Raw genomic sequence first — 23,821 nt, 5'->3', positions numbered from 1 at the left:
CAGGCGCATGAAGTTGCATCCGAGCCGTCCTTGCCTCATCCGGCAAGAGTCAAGCGCCACAGCAAAAGGATAACGGCCAGTGCAAGAACGCCTGAAATGCATTTCCAGAATACGACAGGGTTGCGCTGGGCTAAGGGCGGGCGACCTGTCCTCACGAGGGCCGGATTGGGATGGCGCAGATCAAAGATGAATTCCGAGACGGCATCGTATCGCTTCATGGGGTTCGGATGCACGGCCTTGCGCAAGGCCTGGTCCATCCAGTCCGGCACCTGCGGGTTGATCTCCGATGCCGGGATGTAGCGTAGCCGGCTCTGCTGTATCGGGCTGCGTGTCTTTGGGACTTCGGCGCCATAAGGAAGTCGCCCCGTGAGCATCTGGTAGACGATCACACCCAACGAGAAGAGGTCAGAGCGCCAGGTGCCTCTCTCCCCGACGAAATACTCCGGAGCCGTGTATTGCACAGTGCCGAGGATATCATCACGGACCGCCTCCGGCGCAGCCTCGACGACGCCAGCAACCCGAGTGGATCCGAAGTCGATGATTTTCACCGTACCGGTTTTGTCGATCATGACGTTCTGCGGCCGCAGGTCCTGGTGCAGCATCTCGAGACGATGAAATGCGCGCAGGCCCTTGGCAATCTGCTCGGCAATGTCGCGGACGGTCTCCAGGTCCGGGCGCGGATGATCGATCATCCACTGGGCCAGCGTCTGGCCCTCGACATGCTCCGTCACGACATAGAGGTGGCTCCGCTTACGAGAATGCGGCCGAGCCTTGAGGACATGGGGGCTGTTCAGCCGCCTGGCGATCCACTCCTCCATCATGAAGCGCTTCAGATAGTCGGCATCGTGCCGAAGATCGATTGATGGCACTTTGAGAGCCACGGATGCATCGGTCCGTGTATCGAGAGCCAGATAGATGTGACTACGGCTGCTGGAATGAAGTTCACGCAAGACCCTGTAGCCGTCCAGCAGGCTGCCTGCTTGCGGGATCGGCGGTGGCGTGAGATCCGTGGCATCGGCCATGAACTCGCCTGCTTCCCCATCGGGCACGGCTTCGATCCGTACGATCTGAACGGTCAGGTTGTCGCGGCTCCCTGCGCGCAACGCCTCTTCCACGATCATGCGTGCGGCACGGTCGAGGTCGTCCGCATGTGCGTTGATGGCAGTCGCAATCGCGGGACCGCTGACATGCTCGTGCACACCATCACTTGAGAGGATGAAGAGATCGCCCACCCGCAGCGGCACAGCATGATAGTCGATTTCCACAATCGGCTTCGCACCGAGAGCCCGAGAGAGATAGCTCTGTTGAGAAGACACGATGAGGCGGTGATCGTCGGTCAGCGGCTCCAGAGCGCAACCGGCCAACCGGCTCACGCGGCAATCCCCAATGTGGAAGATGTGAGCAAGGCGCGATTTTAACACCATCGCCGTAAAGGTGCAGACATATCCCCTGTCCATGTCGCTGGCGTACTGGCCGCGCCGGGTTTCCGCATGAAGCCATGAATTGGTCGCGCTGATCACTCGTTGCGCCGCCGTTTTGACGGACCAGGCGTCGGAGGTGCAGTAGTAGTCCGTGAGAAAGCTTTTAACCGCGGATTCCGCGGCAATGCGACTCACGGAACTCGTGCTGATCCCATCGGCGATCGCGATGGCGATGCCCTTGAGAGCGAGGACCGGCCCAGTCGGGATCAGGGCACCATGGAAGTCCTGATTGACGTCCTTGTGCCCTTTCTCGGAATGTTGCCCGATCGAGATCGTGAGTGGGCGCGTCATGGGAACACCGGGAATGGAAACCCCGCTCTTGAGCGGGGCTCCGGTCTACGTCTGGTCACTCGGCCGGGAAAGCGGCCATACCCACGCCGAGATCGGCTTTGCGCTTCGCGCCGGTACGCACATGGGTCGAATAGAGAGTGAGGCCGACGAAGGTGAGGCCGCCGACAAGATTGCCGATCACGGTCGGGATCTCGTTCCAGATCAGATAATCCATGATCGAGAAGTTGCCACCGAGCAGCAGGCCCGAAGGGAAGAGAAACATGTTCACGACGGAATGCTCGAAGCCCATGTAGAAGAACAGCATGATCGGCATCCACATGGCGATCACCTTGCCCGACACGGAAGTCGAGATCATGGCGCCGACGACGCCGGTCGCTACCATCCAGTTGCACAGCACGCCACGGATGAAAAGAGTGAGCATGCCAGCCGCGCCGTGGGCGGCATATCCGACAGTCCGGCCCTCGCCGATGGTGCCGATCTTCTGGCCGACCACATCTGGGGCCTGGGTGAAGCCGAAGGTGAAGATGATCGCCATCATGACCGCGACTGTGAAAGCGCCTGCGAAGTTCCCGACGAAGACGAGGCCCCAATTGCGCAGGATACCGCTCATGGTCACGCCCGCACGTCGGTCGATGAGCGCGAGAGGCGTGAGCATGAGAACTCCCGTGAGCAAGTCGAAGCCCATCAGGTAGAGCATGCAGAAGCCCACTGGAAACAGGATCGCGCCCGCAAGCGGCTGGCCCGTTTGAACGTTGATGGTGACAGCGAAGACGGCCGCGAGCGCCAGGATGGCGCCGGCCATGTAGGCGCGGATCACAGTGTCCCGGGTCGACATGAAGATCTTGGATTCGCCGGCATCGACCATTTTGGTGACGAACTCGGCAGGTGCGAGATAAGCCATCGAAGTTCCTTTCGTGAGTGTCGAGCAGCCGAAGTCCAGTAAGTGGCTGCGATGGGGTTTCCGTCTGAATTGGCTCGTTCTGAATTCTCAAGCTGCTTTCGCCATGAGGGCGGAGGCTGCGAGCAGGATGCGCGTGCCGTTGATGCGCAATGGAATTGTGTGAGCGCAGCCGTGGTCCGCGCCCTGCGCCTCGCCGCTCTCCAGGCTGATCACCCAATTGTGCAGCGGGCACGTCACGGAATGACCATGCACGATGCCCTGCGACAGAGGACCGCCCTTGTGCGGACAGCGGTCGCGCAGCGCAAACAGCGTGCCGTCCGCCGCCTTGAACACCGCGATGTCGCCTCCGGGGGCCTGCACGACCCGCGATCCGAGAACCGGCACGTCATCGACCGCGCCAATGTCAATCCACTCGCTCATTCCGCTGCCTCCGCCAGGGTGAAGTTGGCCATGGGGTTGAACTCATGCGCATCGCGTCCGGCCGCCCGTTCGGCCCACGGATCGATCTGCGCCTTGCGCTGCGAGACCTCGAAGCGCTCGAACAGCGCGCGGCGCTTTTCGCGGTCTTCGACCACGATCGTGCGGATCGCATCCACGCCGACCCGCTCGGCCCATTTGTACATGCGCTCGAGATGATGGCCCTGCTCGCGATAGAGCTGAGTCAAAGCCGCAATGACCTCGATGCACTCGTCTTCCTCAGCGATCTTGCAGAGCAGTTGCGTGCCCTTGATGTGCAGACCGGCCGCTCCCGCGAAATGGATCTCGAATCCTGAGTCCACGCAGATCACGCCCACATCCTTGCAGGTCGCCTCGGCGCAGTTGCGCGGACAGCCGGAGACGCCCATCTTGACCTTGGCGGGCGTCCAGGAGCCCCACATGAACTTCTCGATCCTGACGCCGAGGCCGGTGGAGTCTTGTGTTCCGAAGCGGCACCATTCCTTGCCGACACAGGTCTTCACCGTGCGCAGCCCCTTGGCATAGGCATGTCCCGAGACCATGCCGGCGTCGTTGAGGTCGGCCCAGACAGCGGGAAGATCCTCCTTGCGCACGCCCAGGAGGTCGATGCGCTGACCACCCGTGACCTTCACCGTCGGGATGTTGTATCTCTCGGCCACGTCCGCGATCGCCCGCAATTCCCGTGGGTTCGTGAGACCGCCCCACATGCGTGGCACGACCGAATAGGTGCCGTCCTTCTGGATGTTGGCGTGGACGCGTTCGTTGATGTAGCGGGAGCGGCCGTCATCCTCGTATTCCTCCGGCCAATCGCATAAAAGATAATAATTCAGAGCCGGGCGGCATTTGGCGCAGCCGCAGGAGGTCTTCCAACCGAGTTCCTGCATCACCGCTGGGATCGACTTCAATTCCGCCGCGCGGATGAGGCGGCGCACCTCGTCGTGGCCGAGATCGGTGCAGCCGCACAGGGGTTCAGTGGCAGCACGGGAGAACCCGTCCCCGAGGGTGAGCGCCATCACCTGCTCGACCAGGCCGGTGCAGGTGCCGCACGAAGCGGAAGCTTTGGTATGCGCCCGCACGTCGGCGAGCGTGGACAGGCCCTTGTCGGTGATCGTCTGAACGATCTTGCCCTTGCACACGCCGTTGCAGCCGCAGATCTCCGCATCATTCGGCAAGGCTGCAACGGCCGCCATAGGATCCAGGGGAACGCCTCCGGCATAGGATTGCCCGAAGATCAGCGTGTCGCGCAGCTCCGACACGTCACTCTCCTTGCGCAGGAGATCGAAGAACCAGGAGCCGTCTGCCGTCTCGCCATAGAGCACCGCGCCGACGATGCGGTTGTCCTTCAGAACGATGCGCTTGTAGATCCCGCGAGCTACGTCGCGCAGGACGATGTCCTGCCGATCCTGGGCGTCGCTGAAATCCCCCGCCGAGAACAAGTCGATGCCGGTCACCTTCAGCTTCGCGGCCGTGACCGATCCGGTATAGGCGGCGCTCGCATCGCCTGCGAGCTGCGCGGCGACGACCTTGGCCATCTCGTAGAGCGGCGCGACAAGGCCGTAGCAGGCCCCCCGATGCTCGACGCATTCGCCAACCGCGAACACATCCGGGTCGCTGGTGCGCATGTCGTCGCCGACGAGAACGCCCCGGTTCGTCTCCAGGCCCGCCTCCTGGGCGAGAACTGCGTTAGGCCTGATGCCGACGGCCATCACGACGAGATCGGCAGCAAGCTCGGTGCCGTCATCGAGCCGGACGCCGGCGACCTGCGTGTCGCCCAGAATAGCATGGGTGTTGGCCTTGCAGCGCACCGCGATGCCGCGCTCCTCCATCGCACGCTGCAGGAGATACCCCGCCGACGGGTCGAGCTGGCGCTCCATCAGCGTCGGCATGAGGTGCAGGACCGTGACGTCCATGCCCTGCGCCTTCAGGCCGGCCGCCGCCTCGAGACCGAGCAATCCGCCGCCGATGACCACGGCCCGGCCGCCATTTCGAGCCGCCGCCAGCATGGCCTCGACATCATCCAGGTCGCGGTATGTGACGACTCCGGGCAGGCTCGCGCCGGGGATCGGGATGATGAACGGCAGCGAGCCCATCGCGATCAGAAGCTGATCGTAGTCCGCCGTCGTTCCGTCTGCGGCCGCCACACGCTTCGCGTTCCGGTCGATCTGCACGATCTGCTTGCCGCGATGCAGGATGATCCCGTTGGCATCGTACCAGGAATCGTCGTGGATCAGGATGTCTTCGTAGGCCTTCTCGCCGGACAGAACGGGCGAGAGCATGATGCGATTGTAATTGACGCGCGGCTCGGCGCCGAAAATGGTGACCTCGTAAGCTCCGGGTGCGCGAGTGAAGAGTTCCTCCAGCACACGGCCGGCAGCCATTCCGTTTCCGATCACGACAAGCTTCTTGGGCATCCCAGTCTCCCTGAGAATGTAGAAATTCCACGACGCCTGCTTCCTGACACGACAACGCAAGCACAAAACCGCCGCGTGAAGGGACCACGTGCTACTTGCGCAGCATCCAGGCCATTCATGCGACGTCGTTGTCGGAGCAGTGCCAGGTGAGAGGCAAAACCCGTCTGATCAGCGTCGATCAGACGGTCGGGCGGGGTCTTCGGACTTCGTTGTCGCGACCCGCGATGTCCTTGAAAGCTACCGAGTGCCCGCTTTTTGCTCAAGACGATATGTTGAGCACCATGGCTAACATCTGGTCAGACTTATGCCCTTCGAGCGATCATCGTAACGGCTATCGCTCCTGGTATTTCTGCCGATCTACGAAGAAGCAGAAGACGGAAATGGCCCATGGCGACATGAGGCGGAGCGAAGCGCTAAGAGGAGGATTTGCCGGCTTCCTGTCTCTTCGATAAACTCCGGTCAGCACTCGGACATTTCTAACGTATCTTTTCATGAACCTTTTCATTTTCGGCCCCGGTTACACTGCACAGCAATTCATCGGTCCTTACCGGCACCGTTTCGCACGGATCAGCGGCACGTTTCGCTCCCCTATGAAAGCCGAAGCGCTGAAGGCTTCCGGGATTGTTCCTTACTTCTTCGATGCCGAGAGATATGATCCGGACATTCTCGGTGAGATCGGTCGCGCCGATGTCCTGCTTGTCTCGATACCGCCTGCCTTCGGATCCGATCCCGTCCTGAAATCATTGTCCGATGCAATCGTGTCGGCCCCGCGCCTGCGCTGGATCGGATATCTTTCAACTGTCGGCGTTTATGGCGATGCGAACGGCGCTTGGGTCGATGAGAATACTCCGCCCAGCCCTGTCAACGAACGCTCCCGCCATCGGATCGCTGCCGAGGAACAATGGCTCGATCTTGGAAAAGACGCACCTTTCTCCGTCCAGATCTTCCGCCTTGCCGGCATCTATGGACCAGGACGCAACGCGCTGCTGAAAGTCGCGGATGGCACGGCTCAGCGCCTCATCAAGCCTGGACAGGTTTTCAACCGCGTTCATACTGCCGATATCGCGCAGACGCTGATGGCGTCCATCAATCGCCCGAGCCGTAACGCGATCTACAATGTCGCTGACGACGAACCGGGCCCTCCTCAAGACGTGATCACGTATGCGGCTCACCTGTTAGGTCTTGAGCCGCCCCCGGAGGTGCCGTTCGCAACAGCCGATCTCAGTCCTATGGCCCGCTCTTTCTACCAGGACAATAAGCGGGTTCGGAATACGCGCATCAAGAACGAGCTGGGAGTGAGCCTTCGCTTCCCCACCTATCGCGAAGGCCTCGAGGCGCTCCACGCCGCTGGCGAGGGCGCAATCATTGGGTGAGATGATCAGACGAGAGGAATGGCGCTGGCAGTCAGCGTCTTGCCAAGTGCAACGACCATGGGCTTGAGATGAAAGCTGTCCTGCGGCATCGCCGCAACGGGCCAACCAGCCTCCTCAACGGCCTGCGCCGTGATCGGACCAACGGCAGCAATCAGAGCCCGCCGCATCGCCGCATCGAGTTGCACTGTTCTGCCGAACCGTCGCGCGACTTCCTGAAGCCGCCGCACCTGCGCCGTGCTGGTGAAAGCGATCAGGTCGATGGCTCCCGCAACGAGATCATCGACGAGGTGGGCAACCCGCTCATCCTCTTCTTGCGAGGCATAGCGGTAGCAAAGAATGGGATCGGCCTTGGCGCCGGCCTCATTCAGAAACGCGGTCAGCAGATGCTCGCCTCCGGGATAAAGCTGCACGTCGACGCAAGTGCCACTCAGATCCAACGCGGACAAGGTCGCGATCAAACCGGCCGTGGTGGGCTCCTCTGCCGTTACATCCGGTACGAGACCGATGCTACGCAGGACCTTGGCAGGCTTTGGTCCACGCACGATCTTGCGCGTCAGCCTAAGACCGGTGATCACTTCGGCCTCGATTCCGCTGCGCCGAGCGAAACCCAGGAGGCGGCTCAGTCCCTCCCCCGTATAGAGAACAAGGCTGTCGTGCTGTCCTTCGGCAAGCCGCTTGAGCCATGACTCAACAGGTGCGGCATCCTCAACATCGTGGATCGACACCAACGGACAACGAACGGTGATTGCGCCATGCCGTTCAAGCATGTTCACGAACAGATCGAGCTCGCGGCTCTCAGGCACAGCGATCCTTCGACCCTGCAGCATGATCTGTCCTCCTTTTTCTTACGCTTCCGCCAGGAGGCGTTGGGCCGACATCGGAACGCCCCGAAGGCTCGACTGACCGGCCCTGCCGAAGACGCGGCCGATGCCGATGATGACAGGCTTCGAAGGATCACGTCGGTCGCTCGCTTCGCCGAGCTCCGAAATGGGTCCTGCCCAGCGCTCGTCGCTCCGCGACACGTTCGACACCATCACTGCCGGAGTGTCTGGCGAGAAGCCTTCTTCGATCAATCGCGCTGCGATTGCACCCGCTGTTCCTCCAGCCATGTAGAAGATCGTCGTCGTGAGAGGATCCGCCAGGCCGCGCCAATCCAGGGTGTGCGGAAGGCGTCCTGTCCTCGCGCATCCAGTCACGAATCGAACGGATTTCGCCATGTCGCGATGGGTCAGAGATATGCCGAGCGCCGATGCCAGAGCGATACCGGCAGTGATGCCCGGCACGACATCCACGGGAACACCAGCGCTCTCCAAATGCTCGATCTCCTCCCCGGCCCGGCCGAAGATCATGGGATCGCCGGACTTCAGGCGGACCACATGCTTTCCCTGCAGGGCCAGACGGGTCATGAGATCGTTGATGTCTTCCTGTGCGCAGGATGCGCGCCCTCCCCGCTTGCCGACCATGAGGCGCTTCGCTTCGCGGCGGGCGAGTTCGAGAACGTCTTCCGAGACCAGGTCGTCGAAGAGAATGACGTCCGCAGCTTGAAGCGCGCGCACGGCCTTGAGGGTCAGCAGTTCCGCATCGCCTGGTCCCGCACCGACGAGCGTGACGCGCCCCACGGCTCCGACGGGCCGCGATGCGATTTGTCGGAGCACGGCGTCGACACTCGATCCCGTGACCTCCGGCGGGCGGCCCTGGAACGCCAGATCGGCGAAGCGCTCCCAGAATGCACGCCGCGACAGCCCCGGAGGCAGCTGCTCCATGATGCGCTCGCGCATCGTCTTGGCGAGCGAGGCCCATGAGGACAGTGACGGATGCAGCAGCGTCTCGATGCGGCGCCGGATCGCTTGTCCCAGGATCGGCGCGGCTCCGTCGGTTGAGATGCCGATCACGACCGGCGAGCGGTTGACCACCGAGCCGAACTGAAAATCGCAGTAGCCGGGTTTGTCGATCACGTTCATCGGGATGCCGGACCGACGCGCCGCCGAAGCGAAGGCCTCCGCCTCGCCTTCCTCCTCGAGATCCGCGACCGCGAGAGCGGCATCGTTCAGGATCTCGGGCGCCCAACTCCTGCGATGCAGCGTGAGACGGCCATCTGCCGCTCCGCGAGCCAGCAGGGCCTCCATCTCGGTGCAGATCTCCGTTGCATAGACATCCACATGTGCTCCCGCAGCAGAAAGAAGCTCCGCCTTCCAGGCAGCGCCGGGCGATCCGCCGACGAGCACGACACGCTTGCCGCGCAGGTCGAAGAAGACCGGCAGCTTGGCGAGGCGGCCCAAGCGACCGGGCTCGGCTTCGGACGGCTTTCTGATCGACTGCAGCATCGATGACCTCCGGATTCCATGCGGACACAGGTCGTCCACGCCGGCTGCAAAGACCTTGCCTGAACGTAAAAAACGCCGCGTGATGAACCGCATGCCGCTGGAACGGCACTGCAATCGCTCATGCGACGTCGTTGTCGGGAAAATGCCTTTTGAGAAGGCACGCGCGGCCGATCATCGTTGATTGGCCCCGCTCATCAAGGTCGGCCACGACTTCCTTGTCTGACCTGACCCTAAATAAAATGTACGCATTGCACAGAATTTGCTCAAGGCGATTGTTTATGCAGTCTGCGCGTATCATATGCGCTCGCCTGCATAATTCAGTACCAGCAAACCTATCTCGCCCGGATGGCAAAGCCGTTCACATAAGCCGGGATGTCGTTCGCATCGAAAGCGCGCCCGTCAATAAACCTGTGCGGGTCGAGGACGAGGTCAGCGTGGGTGGTGGGAACGACGGTCGGGCCTGATCCTACCCCTTCGACTTTGCTGTCGATGAGAGGAACGGCAGTCGCCGAGGTTGCGAGCACATCGCGGTAGATGTCCGGGCGATAGGCGGCTTCGACCTGCGGCAAGCAGGCATCGTTGTGGGCGACCTGCCCCCAGCGGACCATTTGACTGTAGATCCACCGCGCCTGGCTGATCCAGGGGAAGTTGGCTGCCTGCCCGTGGAACATCAGGTAATTCTCGATCGATCGCGTTCTGCCGCTTGGATCGACAGTGAGCTCTCCCTTGAGAAGCCGCAGGATCATATCTGGCGAAGCGTCCACACAAGTCGGAGCACCCAGCATCTCAGCCAAGCTGCCGTGATTGTCGGGATCGTCGCACCAGCGGGCGGCAGCATCCAGCGCTACGATCAGGCGCGACAAGGTCTCCGGGTTCTTCTCGGCCCAATCGGGACTGACGCCCAGCACCTTCTCCGGGGCGGACGGCCAGATATCGGCCTTCGTGGCCACGATCCGGCCCACGCCCTTTTCGACGGCAATCATGTTCCAAGGGGCGTTGACGCAGAAACCATCGATCGCCCGTGCCGCCATGGCATCCACGGTCAGCGGCGGCGGAACCACCGTCATGATGACGTCGCTGTCCGGGTCGATGCCGCCGGCTGCAAGCCAGAAGCGGAACTCGTAATTGTGGGACGAGAACGGGTAGGTCATGGCGAAGACGAGCGGCTTTTTGCCCTCACGCCGTCTCCGTTCGATCACCGCCTTCAAAGCGAGAGCGTTTGCAAGCGCATCCTCCGAGCCGTCGAGGTCGGCGGTAATCCGCATCTCGCGATACAGTTCGAGCGAGAGCGTGATGCTGTTGCCTCCACGCCCAAGAGCGAAGGGCGTGAAGCAACGATATGGATTCGAGCCGAGACCCAGCTGAGAGGCGACCGGCATCGGGCTCAGCATGTGAGCGACGTCGAACTGCCGGAAGGCCAGCCTGTCGCGGATGTTCGACCATGACACATCCTTGACGAGCTGCAGGTGAATGCCCTCGCGCCGGGCGAAGCCCTGCTCCTCCGCCGCGACGAGCACCGCCATATCGAGGAGCGGGATGAACCCTATGCGCACCAGCCGCTCCAGCGAGGGCCGGCCTGTCTTTCGGGCAGGCGTAACGTTCAATGATCCTGATTGGCTCACGGGATACTCCCCGGATGCTTGCGATTCCCACACGCGACTATTTCTCCAGAAGCGAAGCCGCCGTGACGACGCTCTGCGCAATGTCGACGAGCTTTCTTTTTTCGTTCATGGCCGTTTGTCGAAGAAGCGCATAGGCTTCCTCCTCCGAGAGCTGCCGGGTTCTCATGAGAATTCCCTTGGCACGCTCGATGATCTTGCGGGACGCGAGTTCGTTTCGTGCCGCCATCAACTCACGCTGCAGGCGGTCGAATGCGTTGAACCGGCTGACCGCCATGTCCACGATGGCCTTCACCCGCTCCTTGCGTAGTCCGTCGACGACATAGGCGGACACGCCCGCTTCGACGGCGGCCTGGATCATGCCGTCGTCGGAGCGGTCCACGAACATGGCCACCGGACGGGAGACGAGTTTGGAAACCTGGAACATCTGCTCGAGCACGTCGCGGCTGGGATTCTCGATCCCGATGATGATCACGTCCGGATCGATGGTGCTCAGCCGGCGCAGCATGTGGGTCATCGTGTCGATGACTTCCACGTCGACGACTCCGGCATCCCGCAGGCCGTCAAGCAGAATAGCGGCCCTGATGCTATTCTCCTCGATGATCGCAACGCGAAGGGGCCGCTGACCTGTGTGATGATCTTTCGTCAAGGTGGTGGGAGCTCTCGATGCCGATCCTCGAAGGAAGCATCAAGCAAGTTTCAGGCCAAAGTTGTCCGCAGGAGGATCCGAGGGCCTGAGAACCTTCTGCTCAAATTTTAGGCATTTCCTGCGAACTGACCGACTCATCTCCGCGTGTCGCGCTCGGAAACGCAGCACGGCATCGGAGCGGTGGCTCCGACGCCGTGACGAAACGCTCAGGCTTCCTGCCAGGGTTGGTGATGCCGGATTGTCAGCGCGGGGTGATGTCGAAGCCGAAATACTTCTTCGAAAGCTTCTCGATCGTGCCGTCAGCCTTCGCTTCCGTGATGGCCTTGTCGAACATCGCCTTCAGCTCCGGGTCGCTTTTGCGCAGGCCGACCGAGCTGCCACGACCGAGCATGCCGCCCTGGAAGCGGGGACCTGCGAGAGTCATCTGCTCATTCTCGGGCTTCCCCGCCGCGCCGGTCAGGTAGGCCGTCGATGCCATGATGATGTCGATGCGGCCGGCCGTCAGATCGAGGTCGTGCTGCTCCGTGGTCTTGTACTCGCGGATCTCGGCGGTATCCTTCAGGTACTTGTCGAGGAAGTTCGCGGCAATCGACGAGCCCTGCACGCCGATGGTCTTGCCCTTCAGGTACGGCTTCAGCTTCTCGATTTCTGCAGCGGCGCCAGCCTCGTTTGTCGCGAGCGAGAACACCTGTTCTTTGTCAGGCAGGTTGACGAGAGGGCTCGACTTCAGCACCGCGAAGGTCTGGCCCGTGGTGCCATAGGATTGGGTGAAGGCCATCACCTCCTCACGCTTGGCGGTCGCCGACATGCCGGCCATGATCGCGTCGAACTTGCCGGCGTTCAGCGCGGGGATCATGCCGTCGAAGGACTGCGCCTCGATCGTGCACTCGACCTTCATGCGCTTGCAGAGATCCTGGTACAGTTCAATCTCGAAGCCATCGAGCGTGCCGTCCGTCTTGGTGAAGTTCCATGGGGCGAATGCCCCTTCCGTCGCAATGCGCACTTTCGTCCAGGTCTTTTCCTGCGCCGTCGCAACCGGTCCGAGTGCGAGCGTCGCACCGGCGACCGCGAGTGCCAGGATCTTGCTGATGGTCTTCATAGATTTCCCTCTGTTGATCGTTGTTGATGAGCGCCCATCACGCTCAAGGCTGGTGGGTTCAAGTGGAGATGGGGTTCTCAAGGTGCGACGGATTCAGCCCGGCGGGCCTTCGTCGGGATCGGCGGATCGACATCATCCGGGATCGGATTGACGAAAGGTGTCCCGGCCAGCCGGTCACGGAAATCGGCTTTGGCCGCTTCGATCAGAGCCGGATCGCGGAAGAGATCGACAGCCGTGCCGGCCATGACCTTGGCGGCATGTTCCATGCCCTTATGGGCCGCAGGAGCCTTTCCTTGTGCCACGAGCTGCCAGGAATGGCCCGGCGTCCCGATGGCGTAGGTCGCTCCGCGCATCTGCACGGTGGGAACCACCCAGCTGACGGTGCCGACATCGGTGGAGCCCACGAGCGTTCCATCCCCGCTCTCGGGCGGGAAAATCGTATCGCAGAGCGGGACGCCCATCCGGGGCTTCAGCCCGAAGCGGGCGAAGGAGGATTTGATGTCCTCGTCCGTCAATGTTTCCTGGATCTTCGCTGCGAAGGCCCTGTCCTGCTCGTCGAAGACCGGAGGTCCAAGCCTCTCCAGGTTCCGATGCATCAACTGCTCGAGCGGCGTGTTGCCGACCAGGTTCGCGTCACCGCTGACGATCTCGCTGCGCACACTCGTCTCGGTCATGAGCGCGGCACCTTCGGCGATCTTCTTCACACGCCGGAGCAGCCCTTGCATCTCTGGCAGGTCGCGGGCGCGGATCAGGTAGCGCACCGTTGCATTGGCCTGCACCACATTCGGGGCCGAACCGCCCGTATCCGTGACGGCATAGTGAATGCGGGCCGTGCTCGGCATATGCTCACGCATGTAGTTCACACCCACGTTCATGAGCTCGACCGCGTCGAGTGCGCTCCGGCCGAGATGAGGCGAGGCCGCCGCGTGAGAGGCACGGCCCGTGAAGTGGAAATTGATCTCGTTGCAGGCGAGAGAAATCGGATTGTTGACACCTGCAAAAGGCGCCGGATGCCAGGAGATCGCGATATCGACGTCGTCGAAGACGCCGGCCCGGACCATGAAGCCCTTGGAGGAACCGCCTTCTTCGGCCGGGCAGCCATAATAGCGAACGCGGCCCTTCAGGCCGTGGGCTTCCAGATAGTCCTTCACCGCAGTCGCAGCCATGAGCGCTCCGCTGCCGAGCAGGTTGTGCCCGCAGCCATGACCGTTTCCGCCTGGGACGACCGGCCTCTGCTCAGCAATTCCGGCCTCCTGGCTCAGGCCCGGCAGGGCATCGTACTCGCCCAGAATCGCGATGACCGGACCGCCCTCGCCCGCCTCTCCCATGACGGCGGTCGGAATATCCGCCACGCCGTGCGTTACCCGGAAACCCTGCTGCTCCAGAATGGCTGCATGCTCGGCAACCGAGCGGAATTCTTCATAATTCAGCTCGGGCATCTCCCAGATGCGGTCGCTGAGAGCGAAGAACGTCTCACGCTTGGCCTCAACCAGATTCCAGATGTCCGGGGAATTCTTTGCAGACAAGGTCCGACCTCCGATGCGCGGCATGGCACCCCGGGTCTGAAGCCGATCTGGCCCGAAACCGGGGTAGAGAATATTTGCCAAAATTGGTACCAATATGATGCATGCCGGGAGAAACGGCGCAAGAGGGCATCTGCCGATCAATTTTGCGACCGGCTTGAGCTGTGCCTAAGGATCAGGCAAGGCTTGGGAGAAGAGCCTTCGGAAAAGGACAGAATGGCAGCGATGGACATAGGGACGGACGCACCGCTGAAGAAGGATTGGATGATCCTTGCCGATCTGATCGCACGCGATGTGCGCTCCGGGGTCTTCGCGCCGGGCATGTGGCTGAAGCAGATCGATCTTGAACAGCGCTATGGATACGGCCGCCCCGATGTCCGGCGAGCTCTGGACTATCTCGCCCAGAAGCGCCTAGTGCAGCATGTGCCCAATCGCGGGTACCATGTTTTCCTGCCGGATGGGGAACAGACCGCCCACATTCTGGAACTCCGCGTCATCCTTGAAACGGCAGCCGTCGACAGCATCGTGACCCGTGCGACCCCTGCCGCAATCAAGCGCCTCCGCGATCTCGCGCGACACTTCGATGATGCAATTCTCAACGGGACGGTCCTGGATCAGTACGAAGCCAACCTTGCCTTCCACCGTGAACTCCTCGGCCTATGCTCGAACCCCGAACTCCTGAACCTCGTGACGGAACTGCGCGGACGAACGTCGTCGGCATTGGCCGGGCAATGGAGCACACGAGCACGCGTCGAGCAGTCGAGCCGGGAGCATCATGCGATGATCGAGGCGCTCTCGGCCGGGGATGCACTGCGATTGAAAGAAATCATTGCTCTGCACATTCGCCAACCTCAGCGGGTGTAACAGAGCACGGTCACGAGTCCGATGCCCTAGGCACAGGCCGGGAGAATGAAGGCCGAGATTCCATGCCAAAGGATCACGACAAGCGAGAGGCCGTTGATCAGGATTGCGACATGGCTCATGAAGCGATCCGTCATCGCGACCGATTGTTCCCCCGACTGTCGGTGGCTTTGGATAGACCAGACGAGAGCAATCGCCGTTGCTGCGAACGTGACGAGAGTCGCTGACAGGATCGCCATCGGAACGATCCCGAAGCCGAGAACCGTCGCATCCGCCCATCCGCGTCCGCACAGGGTCGATGTCACTCCATAGATGACGGTAAACTGAACGGCCCATGCGATGAGACCGGCCAGCATCAGAAGAACCTGACCTGTCCGCCGCCCGCTCATCAGATCCCTCCCGTCAGACGCGGGAAGCCGTGGACCACGAGGAGAGCGACCAGACCCTGCCCTACCGTGTAGTACCAGAACAGCATGGTGTTATCGAAGGTCGTGCGGCGCACGCTGTCGAGCCTGCCGGCAAGCCAGCGGGCAATGGTGTAGATCCCCATGACGAAGGTCGTTAGGACGAAGAAGATCTGCAGGGAGATGATGGCGTAGACCGCTGCGCCATAGGCATGGGCCGAAGGGCTTGAACCCGTTCCCCACTGCGTCCAGAGGTCAACGGCGACAGCAGTGCACACGAGCAGAAGCGCCACTCCGATCAGAACTGGCACAGAGCGCGGACGCCGACGGTCAGCGCCGCGCAGCTGCCGGCTGGCGACGGCAATCAGGACCGCGCTGATGCAGTAGAGCAATGCCGAGAGAGAAGGCCAGAGCCAATCGGGAATCCGGACGCCTTGCGGCGGCCACGCACCCGGGTTCACGAGCCAGAGAAAAAGATAGGAGAAGATCAGGCAGGTGAAGACCATTCCTGAGACGACCATGAGGACGATCATCGCCCACCAGGAGTGATTCATCGGTCCGGTGACGTAGACAGGCACCACGATGCCGCCACCGATATCCGCAGGCGGGCGAACCGGACCCGGATCCGTTTCCCAGAGCCACCAGATCACGCAACCCACTGCCAGCACGCCGCAGATGACTGATGTGAAAACGAACTTCACCGTCAGAAGCAGGAAGAAAGCGGCCGTGAACACGGCGGCCAGAATCGGCTGCCAGCCTGGACCCGGAACTTGCAGGATATATTGCGGTCTCGCATCGAAGGGGCTTGTCACCAACGCCTCGCGCCCTCCTGTCGCGGTTCCGGGCAGATAATAGCGGCCATCCTCCACGTCTTTCGACAGGCTGGATTGGTCCCAGAGGGGATCGCGGCTGACGACGGAGGGAATGCTTCGCGTGTTGTAGGTTCCGTTCGGCAGCCACTCGAGCGTGCTGGCGTTCCAGACGTTGCCCGCATTGTCTTCCAACGTGAAGCGGAAGTTGCGCGCGAGGTCGAACAGGAAGACCGCGACACCGGCCGCGATCATGAAAGCGCCGATGGTGGCGACGAGATTGAGCGCGTCCCATCCCAGCTCGACAGGATACGTATAGACGCGCCGCGGCATGCCGGTGAGGCCGGTAATGTGCATCGGCAGGAAGGTCACGTTCATGCCGAGGAACATGAGGCCGAAGACCCAGCGTCCAAGCCGCTCGGATAAAGCGCGCTTGCTCGCGGCAGGCACCCAATAATAGAAGGCTGCGAAGAGCGGGAAGACCATGCCGCCGATCAGCACATAATGAAGGTGCGCCACGACGAAGTAGCTGTCATGCGCCTGCCAGTCGAAGGGGGCCATCGCCACCATGATGCCGGTGAGGCCCCCGAGCGTGAAGACGAACAGGAAACCGATAATGAAGAGCGACGGAGTCGTCAGCTTCATGCGCCCGGATGCGATGGTGGCGATCCAGGCGAAGACCTGGATACCGCTCGGCACCGCGACCGCCGTGCTGGCCGCCGAGAAGAAGCTCAAGGACATCTTCGGCAGGCCCGTCGCAAACATGTGATGCACCCACAGCCCGAAGGAGAGAAAACCCGTGGCGATGAGGGCGAGCACGATGAGGCGATATCCGACGAGAGGCGTCTGCGCCATCGTCGGTACGATCATCGACACCATGCCGGTTGCGGGCAGGAAGATGATGTAGACCTCCGGATGGCCGAAGAACCAGAACAGGTGCTGCCACAGGAGCGGATCCCCGCCCCTTTCCGCAATGAAGAACGGCCAGTCGAAGGCACGTTCCATCTCGAGCAGCAATGTGCCGAGGATGATGGCCGGAAAGCCGATCACGATCATGACGGCAAAGACCAGCATGGCCCAGGAATAGACCGGCAGCTTGTCGAGGCTCATTCCGACCGCACGCGTCTTCATCACGCCCACGATGATCTCGATCGCGCCGGCAATGGCTGAAATCTCGATGAAGCCGATTCCGAGAAGCCACCAGTCGGCATTCTCCGCAGGCGAGTATTTCGTCCCTGTCAGCGGCGGATACATGAACCAGCCGCCGTTCGGCGACAGGCCGAAGAAGATCGTGCCGAAGAACACGAGGCCGCCGACAAAATACGCCCAGAACGCATAGGCCGAGAGGCGCGGGAACGGCAGGTCGCGCGCGGCCTGCATGTTCGGCAGCAGATAGACGCTGGCCGCCTCCACTGCCGGAACGGCGAAGAGGAACATCATCACCGTGCCATGCATGGTGAAGAGCTGATTGTAGAGATCGTGGCCGACGAGATCGTTTTCCGGCACCGCCAGCTGGGCGCGCATGATCAGCGCCAGAATTCCGGCAAGGATAAAAAACAGAAAAGCCGTGCCGACATACCAGACACCGACATAGGTGTTGTTCACGGCCGTGATGAAGCTTAAGCCTCGCGGCGGCTCCCAGGCTTTTTTAAGCGCCTCGAACTCTCCCTTCGGACGCGGCAAGGAATTGGGAAGCTCAGGCTCCTGTTCACCGAAGGATCCGGGGCGCTCGGGTGCATTCATCTCAAGCTCTCCAGATAGCCGGCCAAGGCCCTCAGATCCTCGCCCGTCAAGGAGCCATAGGAAGGCATGCGCACTCCCGGCTTGATGTGCTGCGTGTTGGCGATCCAACCAGCCAATGTGCCGATATTGTTCGGGAACTGACCTGCACCGATCGTGCGGCGGCTGCTCACATGGGTCAGATCGGGGCCGAACTGCCCGTTGGCTTCGGTGCCGCGCACCGCATGGCAGGATCCGCATCCGCCCGCGCGAAACAGTTCGCGCCCGCGTGTGAGCCAGGGAGTTGCCGGCTCCTGGGCCGGCTTCGCCTGCTCTGTCCGCCAAGCCTCGAAGGCGGCCGGTTCCAGTGCAATCACGTCAAAGGCCATGCGGGCATGCTGGTCGCCGCAGAACTCGGCGCAGACGCCGCGATAGATGCCGGTCCGCTCGGCCGTGAAGTTGAGGCGGTTGATGCGGCCCGGGATCATGTCGATCTTGCCGCCGAAATTCGGGATCCAGAAGCTATGAATCACATCGGCCGCCGTGACCGACACGGCGACGGGGCGACCGACAGGAACAATGATTTCATTGGCGGTCGAAAACTCCACCTGATCACCGTCCGCAGGATAGCGGACCCGCCACCAATATTGCTCACCGATCACCTCGATCGGGAGTGAACCCGCTTTTGGGACGTCGCTGTCCCGCATGACGACGAGTCCATAAGGCAGAAGCGCGGAGAGAGTGATGATCGGAAAGGCAAGCCCGCCATAGATGATCGTTCTGCGGCTCCCCAACCATGCCCGGCTCTCGTGTGGAGCGAAGATCGCGTAGAGCAGAAGACTTGTAACACTGAAGAAGATGAGGATGCCGCCCACCGTCATGGTGATGGTGAGCCAATAGATCCTGAATGCGTCGCCTCCGGCTGGATCAAGAGCCGATTGCATGCCGCTGCACCCAGTGAGAGAAAGCGCGCAGACAAGGGCTGCCGCATTCTTCGCAGAGCTGCGCAGTTGCGCATGAAGACAATACCATGTCGCTTCAAGGTCCATCCGCCCTACATGGGTCTTGCGTGCATCGAACGGAAAAGCTTGGCCGTGAGACTTGGTTCCCTCGAAACATCCTGCCGCAGGCTTACGAAGGCAGCTTTCAGCCTCTCTGCTGTCCTGGCCACTCTCCTGCCTATCGAGCCTGTCCTTGCTCACGGTGCGGCGCCCCATGGCCCCGAAGACCTCTGGCATTCCTGGCAGACCGATCCTTTGGTCACGATCCCTCTCATCGCCTCAAGCCTGCTGTTTGCCTGTGGCGTATGGCGATTGCGAGGAAGCCTCGGACGGCTTCTGCCAGGTTTCGGCATGGGCCAGATTCTTTGCTTCGCCGCAGGAACGGCATTGCTGGCCTTTGCCCTTCTATCCCCGCTGGAAAGCCTCTCCCAGCCTCTCCTGTCGGCCCATATGGTCCAGCATATCCTGCTGATCGCCGTGGCGCCCCCGCTTCTCGTTCTCGGCAAGCCGGAGGTCGCCTGGCTCTGGGCGCTTCCGGAAGAATGGCGGCGCGCAATGGCGCGCAATCGCGGAGCGCGATCAATCCTGTCGTTCCTGTCGCCCTGCGCAAAACCGATCCCGGCAGCCCTGATCCATATGGCAACCCTGTGGATCTGGCACAGTCCGGCACTCTTCGATGCCGCCGTTGCCTCCGACCGGCTTCACTGGCTGGAGCATGCTCTGTTCTTCGGCACGGCGCTCCTGTTCTGGCGCGCCGTCATCAAGGCCCATTCGGGACGCGAGGCGGCGGCGGCGGCACTCATCGCCTGCTTCATCACCTTGCTGCAGAGCGGCCTGTTGAGCGCTCTCCTCAGCTTCGCGCGCGAGGCTCTGTATCACACGCCTGATCCGGGCGATTGGGGCCTGACAGCTCTGGAGGATCAACAACTGGCAGGCGCCATCATGTCCCTTCCCATGTGTGCGATCTATCTCGTCTCCGGATTGGTCATGGCGCTTCGCCTTCTGACGCCTCCAGGCCGGGAACGGAGGAGCCCGCTGCCGGTTGCCCCATCGGACCTCCTGAAACAGAGCTCATGATCAGGCACGCCCTCACCCGATTGTTGATCGTTCCCGCCTTCGCAGGACTGAGTGCATGCAGCGACACGCAAGAGCGATCCGCAAACGTGCATATTGCAGGCGGAGATCCCGAGCAGGGACGCGCGCTGGTCCGTGCTTACGGCTGCGGCACATGCCATACGATCGGCGGCATCCGGGGCGCGCGGGGCAAGGTCGGGCCGCAGCTTGAAGATTATGCACAACAGCACCTCCTCGCAGGCTTCTTGCCGAACACGCCGCGCAATCTGATCGCATGGCTGATGGACCCGGTGGCCCTGAAGCCGCAGACTGGAATGCCATCGCAGGGCGTGACGGAGGCCGAGGCCCGGCACATCGCCGCCTATCTCTATTCGTTGGGGGGCGGCGACTTGCAGATCTATCCAGACGATCCTCCCCTTCCGCTTCGCGGCCCCGGAGAGAGAACAGTCGAGATCCCCGGCTCGACGGTGAATCCCACCTCGGAGACGGACCCACGCACGCGACGCATCGTGCCGGATCAGGATCCAGCTCCCCAGTTAAGCCCCTAGGGATCAGCCGATGCTTCCTCGGCGTAACTCGGGCGTACTCTCATCACCGCGATGAAAGCCGCGACCCAGAGACAGATCGTGCCGAGGATGAGGCCTATCTCTGCCCAAGAGGAAATCCCCTTCGGCTGGAGGATCCAGAGCGTATGGGTGCCATGATACAGGAGCGCCAGCGCACTTCCCCCGATCATGGCGGCCCGGCTCACGCCGGAGGGGACCAGCACCACGATTGCACCCAGCATCAACAGATAGGAAGCCGTCAGAAGTCCTTGGTCCCAGGGATCGGAGCGTCTCAAATACCACCCTGCGGCTAGCGGCAGGTTGGCGAGCCAGACGATGATGAACTGCGCAAACCACGTCCAGACCGTCAGAAGAGCCAGTGTCAGCAGCGCACGCTCCAGGCTCGCCATGCGCGTTGGAGAGGCAGGAGCAGGCTTGAGAAAATTCACGAGGATGGCGCCAGCCAAAGCAGCAAGAGCCTGGGCGAGCCCGAAAGCAAAGCCGAACAGGCTCGACCACCAATGCGGCTCGCGCGACAGCACCCAGTCGTAGGCCGCAAAGCTCACGATGGGCGTCAGCAGGGCCAGACCGACAGCACTTGTCCGACGCACATGCCGGGTGCGGATCAGCCAGAATGCCATTCCAGCGCAGACCAGCAGGTAGAAAGCGCTTCTCATCAGGAAGAAGCCGGGGCTCAGGAATGCGGCCCGAAGCGGCGGCAGGTCGGCTCTCTCACTGACCCAGGGAAAGAGTTGATCGAGCCCGAGGGCAGGCGGAATTCCGAGGACGAGGAGCAGAGGCATCGTCAAGGATGCCGCCTCGAGTTCCGCGCGGACCGGAGCAAGCCAGTGCTCGCTCATGAGATGCCCGATCGTCAGCACGATCAGGCTGCCCATCGCAATTCCGGTGAGACCGACGAAGACGATATAGAGAGCCTCCGTTACGCTCATGGAGATGACGCTCCCGGACGCGTCGGCGCACCAGTCTGTGCCTGCAACTGCTTGATATAGTGGGCGATTGCCCAGCGATCCTCCGGCAGGACGCGATCCGCATAAGAGTACATCCGCCCCTTTCCCTGAGTGATCACCGTGACGATCTGCTCAGGAGATAATGCTCTCACACGTTCATCATGATACGAAGGAGGTGGCGGGAATCCTCTGGAAACTACCGTTCCGTCGCCTCTTCCGCTGAGGCCGTGACAGGGCGAGCAGAAGGCCCGGAAGCGTTCTTCGCCTCTGGCGACCAGATCCGGCGTGACCTGCGGCCCCGGCGGCGAGAGTACCGCTTTCTGCGCAGCCGCTCCCCTGGCAATGGTTCCTGGAGGAACGGGGACATACGGTCGTTGAACGGTGCGGGTCGATGCGACGGCATCCCGCTGCTCGGTACCGGTATCGCAGCCTGCGAGCACGGCAAGACTGATGAACCCGATCGCTAGTCGCATGCCGGCACCTCCTGCACTGCCAGAGGCGACAACGATTCCAAGAAGCTTCGGACTGCAGCATCCTCGAACAGCGGATCGACGCTCAGGATGCAGAGATAGAACCGATCCTCCGAGGCCCGCTCGAATCCGGGCACCGCAAAGACCGGATGATGCAGGCGCGGCAGTCGCAGGATCAGAAGCAGACCAAGCAAGGTTGCAGCACCCGCCCAGAGAATGGCGACAATCAGCGTGGATGGAATGAAGGCGGGCCAAGGGTGGAGAGGGCGACCTCCGACATTCAGCGGATAATCGACGACGTTCATCCAATATTGGGACCCATATTGCAGCCCTGCGCCTGTCAAGGCTGCAACGAGCGCGATCCAGGGGATGATAGTTGTGCGAACGCCCATCTCCTTGGCGAGATCCGCGAGGGGAAAGGGACTGAATGCATCGAGCTTCGTAAAGCCGGAACGCTTTGCGGCCTTGACGGCTTCCACCAAGGCTTCCGGCGTCCTGAACTCGGCCATGATGCCATAAAGACGCTGTGTCATGAGGACTTCTCCTCATGCTCGTCATGGCGGGTTTCGAACATGGAGACCACCGGCAGGAAGCGTACGAAGAGCAGCAGGAAAGCTGCAAACAACCCGATGGTTCCCAGGAACAGGCCGGTTTCTAAAAGTGTCGGGCTATAGGCTCGTCCGATCGACGGCAGGTAATCCGTCTGAAGCCCGCCCACGATGATCGAGAAGCGGTCGAACCAGATGCCCACCCCGATGGAAAATCCCACGAATACCCCTGCGATCGTGCTCTGGCGGGCAGTCCTGAACCAGAACAACTGAGGGATGAGGATGCTGTAGACGAGGGCTGTCCAGTAAAGACCGGCATAGTCCCCGATCATGCGGTTGAAGGTGGCCTCCTGCGTGATCGGATCAGCGAGAACGGCAGAGACAAACTCATCCCAATAGAGATAGCCCGACACAAGGGCGCTGGCGAGAACGAGCCTGCCGAGAAGATCGATATCCTCCTCGTCGATATATCGTCCGAGCCTCAGGCCCCAGCGCAGCAGCACTGCGACGAGCAGTACGATCGACAAGCCCTGAGCCAGACCGGTTGCCACGAAGTGGAGCGGTTGGCGCGTCTCATGCCAGTCGGGCACCAGCGTGACAGCGAATTCGAAAGCCACCGTGCTCTGCATGATGAGGATCAGAGGCAGCACGAGGATGGCAACGAGGCGATAGGCGCGCTGGTGATAGGCCCAGTGCCGCACGGATCCGCGCCAGCCTAATGCGAAGATCCCATAGATCCGCTGCACCGTCTTGCGACGGGCGCGATCACGCAGGGTCGCGAGATCCGGGATCAATCCCACATACCAGAGCAGGCTTGTCACGATGACGTGGGTGCTGATGGCCCAGAAATCCCATGTCAGGGTGCTGCGGAATTGCGGCCATACCTGGGTCGTCGCAGGATACGGAAAGGTCCAATAGAACAGCCAGGGACGCCCAAGATGAAAGATCGGGAAAATGCCCGCGCAGATGACGGCGAAGAATGCGACACCCTCCGCGAAGCGGTTGACCGCCGTTCGCAGATCGTGCCGACGCAGGACCAGAATGGCCGCGAAAAGGCTCGCCCCATTGGCGATGCCGATCCACCAGGCGTAGTTGATCAGGTCAAATCCCCAGACGAAGGGAATGTTGACGCCCCAGATGCCGACACCCAGGATCGCGACCGAAATCAGCGTGTAGCCGAGCAGCAGAACGAACACGCCTGATACCGCGAGCGCGATCCACCAGAGCAAACCGAAACGACGGGAGAGAGGAACCTCTGCAACCGGACTCGTGATTGCTTGTGCGTTGCTGCTCAT

At 61.7% G+C, this 23,821-nt stretch carries 21 protein-coding genes; 4 read left to right on the top strand and 17 right to left on the bottom strand.

From position 1 onward, the window contains the following. Positions 1-35: 35 nt before the first annotated feature. From ACUXUR_RS05640 to nirB, 4 genes are all read right to left on the bottom strand, one after another. Positions 36-1,772, bottom strand: coding sequence for a bifunctional protein-serine/threonine kinase/phosphatase (locus tag ACUXUR_RS05640; RefSeq protein WP_445501369.1), 1,737 nt, complete (start codon positions 1,770-1,772; stop codon positions 36-38). Positions 1,773-1,827: 55 nt separating this feature from the next. Beyond that, a complete protein-coding gene (locus ACUXUR_RS05635; RefSeq protein WP_445501368.1) occupies positions 1,828-2,673 on the bottom strand; it encodes a formate/nitrite transporter family protein in 846 nt (281 codons plus the stop codon). 87 nt (positions 2,674-2,760) lie between these two features. Beyond that, positions 2,761-3,093, bottom strand: coding sequence for a nitrite reductase small subunit NirD (nirD, locus tag ACUXUR_RS05630; protein ID WP_445501367.1), 333 nt, complete (start codon positions 3,091-3,093; stop codon positions 2,761-2,763). Next, a complete protein-coding gene (gene nirB, locus ACUXUR_RS05625) occupies positions 3,090-5,540 on the bottom strand; it encodes a nitrite reductase large subunit NirB (protein WP_445501366.1) in 2,451 nt (816 codons plus the stop codon). The genes nirD and nirB overlap by 4 nt, the downstream gene beginning before the upstream one ends. Before the next feature lie 491 nt (positions 5,541-6,031). Here nirB and ACUXUR_RS05620 point away from each other — a divergent pair, with 491 nt between their 5' ends. Beyond that, a complete protein-coding gene (locus ACUXUR_RS05620; protein ID WP_445501365.1) occupies positions 6,032-6,913 on the top strand; it encodes an SDR family oxidoreductase in 882 nt (293 codons plus the stop codon). Positions 6,914-6,918: 5 nt separating this feature from the next. Here ACUXUR_RS05620 and ACUXUR_RS05615 read toward each other — a convergent pair whose 3' ends face one another. The 6 genes from ACUXUR_RS05615 to ACUXUR_RS05590 form a co-directional block, all read right to left on the bottom strand. Then, positions 6,919-7,740, bottom strand: coding sequence for a uroporphyrinogen-III synthase (locus ACUXUR_RS05615; protein ID WP_445501364.1), 822 nt, complete (start codon positions 7,738-7,740; stop codon positions 6,919-6,921). An 18-nt stretch (positions 7,741-7,758) separates the two neighbouring features. Beyond that, complete coding sequence (gene cysG / locus ACUXUR_RS05610; RefSeq protein ID WP_445501363.1) at positions 7,759-9,237, bottom strand: siroheme synthase CysG; 1,479 nt, start codon at positions 9,235-9,237, stop codon at positions 7,759-7,761. Positions 9,238-9,569: 332 nt separating this feature from the next. After that, on the bottom strand, positions 9,570-10,859 hold the full coding sequence (locus ACUXUR_RS05605) for a CmpA/NrtA family ABC transporter substrate-binding protein (protein WP_445501362.1): 1,290 nt from the start codon (positions 10,857-10,859) through the stop codon (positions 9,570-9,572). A 37-nt stretch (positions 10,860-10,896) separates the two neighbouring features. Further along, positions 10,897-11,505: an ANTAR domain-containing response regulator gene (locus ACUXUR_RS05600; protein WP_445501361.1), complete on the bottom strand. Its 609-nt coding sequence runs from the start codon at positions 11,503-11,505 to the stop codon at positions 10,897-10,899. A 241-nt stretch (positions 11,506-11,746) separates the two neighbouring features. After that, positions 11,747-12,604 carry a transporter substrate-binding domain-containing protein gene (locus tag ACUXUR_RS05595; RefSeq protein ID WP_445501360.1) on the bottom strand — a complete coding sequence of 286 codons (858 nt, stop codon included), beginning with the start codon at positions 12,602-12,604 and terminating at the stop codon, positions 11,747-11,749. A 77-nt stretch (positions 12,605-12,681) separates the two neighbouring features. Beyond that, the gene (locus ACUXUR_RS05590; protein WP_445501359.1) at positions 12,682-14,130 is read right to left on the bottom strand and encodes a M20 family metallopeptidase; all 1,449 of its coding nucleotides are present in this window, start codon (positions 14,128-14,130) and stop codon (positions 12,682-12,684) included. Between the two features lie 222 nt (positions 14,131-14,352). On the opposite strand from ACUXUR_RS05590, the gene ACUXUR_RS05585 reads away from it, so the two are divergent. Continuing rightward, complete coding sequence (locus tag ACUXUR_RS05585; RefSeq protein WP_445501656.1) at positions 14,353-14,991, top strand: GntR family transcriptional regulator; 639 nt, start codon at positions 14,353-14,355, stop codon at positions 14,989-14,991. A 26-nt stretch (positions 14,992-15,017) separates the two neighbouring features. Here ACUXUR_RS05585 and ACUXUR_RS05580 read toward each other — a convergent pair whose 3' ends face one another. From ACUXUR_RS05580 to coxB, 3 genes are read right to left on the bottom strand one after another with little or no spacing between them, the layout of a single operon-like run. Beyond that, on the bottom strand, positions 15,018-15,377 hold the full coding sequence (locus ACUXUR_RS05580) for a hypothetical protein (protein WP_445501358.1): 360 nt from the start codon (positions 15,375-15,377) through the stop codon (positions 15,018-15,020). Then, positions 15,377-17,944 carry a cbb3-type cytochrome c oxidase subunit I gene (locus ACUXUR_RS05575; RefSeq protein WP_445501357.1) on the bottom strand — a complete coding sequence of 856 codons (2,568 nt, stop codon included), beginning with the start codon at positions 17,942-17,944 and terminating at the stop codon, positions 15,377-15,379. The genes ACUXUR_RS05580 and ACUXUR_RS05575 overlap by 1 nt, the downstream gene beginning before the upstream one ends. Then, positions 17,941-18,864: a cytochrome c oxidase subunit II gene (gene coxB, locus ACUXUR_RS05570; protein ID WP_445501356.1), complete on the bottom strand. Its 924-nt coding sequence runs from the start codon at positions 18,862-18,864 to the stop codon at positions 17,941-17,943. Before coxB ends, ACUXUR_RS05575 begins: the two co-directional genes overlap by 4 nt. A 150-nt stretch (positions 18,865-19,014) precedes the next feature. On the opposite strand from coxB, the gene ACUXUR_RS05565 reads away from it, so the two are divergent. Together ACUXUR_RS05565 and ACUXUR_RS05560 are read left to right on the top strand one after the other, a co-directional pair. Continuing rightward, positions 19,015-19,998: a cytochrome c oxidase assembly protein gene (locus ACUXUR_RS05565; protein ID WP_445501355.1), complete on the top strand. Its 984-nt coding sequence runs from the start codon at positions 19,015-19,017 to the stop codon at positions 19,996-19,998. Then, positions 19,995-20,543, top strand: coding sequence for a c-type cytochrome (locus ACUXUR_RS05560; RefSeq protein ID WP_445501354.1), 549 nt, complete (start codon positions 19,995-19,997; stop codon positions 20,541-20,543). Before ACUXUR_RS05565 ends, ACUXUR_RS05560 begins: the two co-directional genes overlap by 4 nt. On the opposite strand, the gene ACUXUR_RS05555 is transcribed toward ACUXUR_RS05560, so the two are convergent. From ACUXUR_RS05555 to nrfD, 4 genes are read right to left on the bottom strand one after another with little or no spacing between them, the layout of a single operon-like run. Continuing rightward, a complete protein-coding gene (locus tag ACUXUR_RS05555) occupies positions 20,540-21,490 on the bottom strand; it encodes a hypothetical protein (RefSeq protein ID WP_445501353.1) in 951 nt (316 codons plus the stop codon). The genes ACUXUR_RS05560 and ACUXUR_RS05555 overlap by 4 nt on opposite strands. Next, positions 21,487-21,981 carry a c-type cytochrome gene (locus tag ACUXUR_RS05550; protein ID WP_445501352.1) on the bottom strand — a complete coding sequence of 165 codons (495 nt, stop codon included), beginning with the start codon at positions 21,979-21,981 and terminating at the stop codon, positions 21,487-21,489. Before ACUXUR_RS05550 ends, ACUXUR_RS05555 begins: the two co-directional genes overlap by 4 nt. After that, a complete protein-coding gene (locus ACUXUR_RS05545; RefSeq protein WP_445501351.1) occupies positions 21,972-22,511 on the bottom strand; it encodes a DUF3341 domain-containing protein in 540 nt (179 codons plus the stop codon). Before ACUXUR_RS05545 ends, ACUXUR_RS05550 begins: the two co-directional genes overlap by 10 nt. Next, positions 22,508-23,821 (bottom strand): NrfD/PsrC family molybdoenzyme membrane anchor subunit, encoded by a 1,314-nt coding sequence (gene nrfD, locus ACUXUR_RS05540; protein WP_445501350.1) that lies wholly within the window; start codon positions 23,819-23,821, stop codon positions 22,508-22,510. The genes ACUXUR_RS05545 and nrfD overlap by 4 nt, the downstream gene beginning before the upstream one ends.

It is taken from the genome of Microvirga medicaginis, from assembly GCF_052658925.1.
This window is presented reverse-complemented; position numbering and strand designations above follow the sequence as displayed.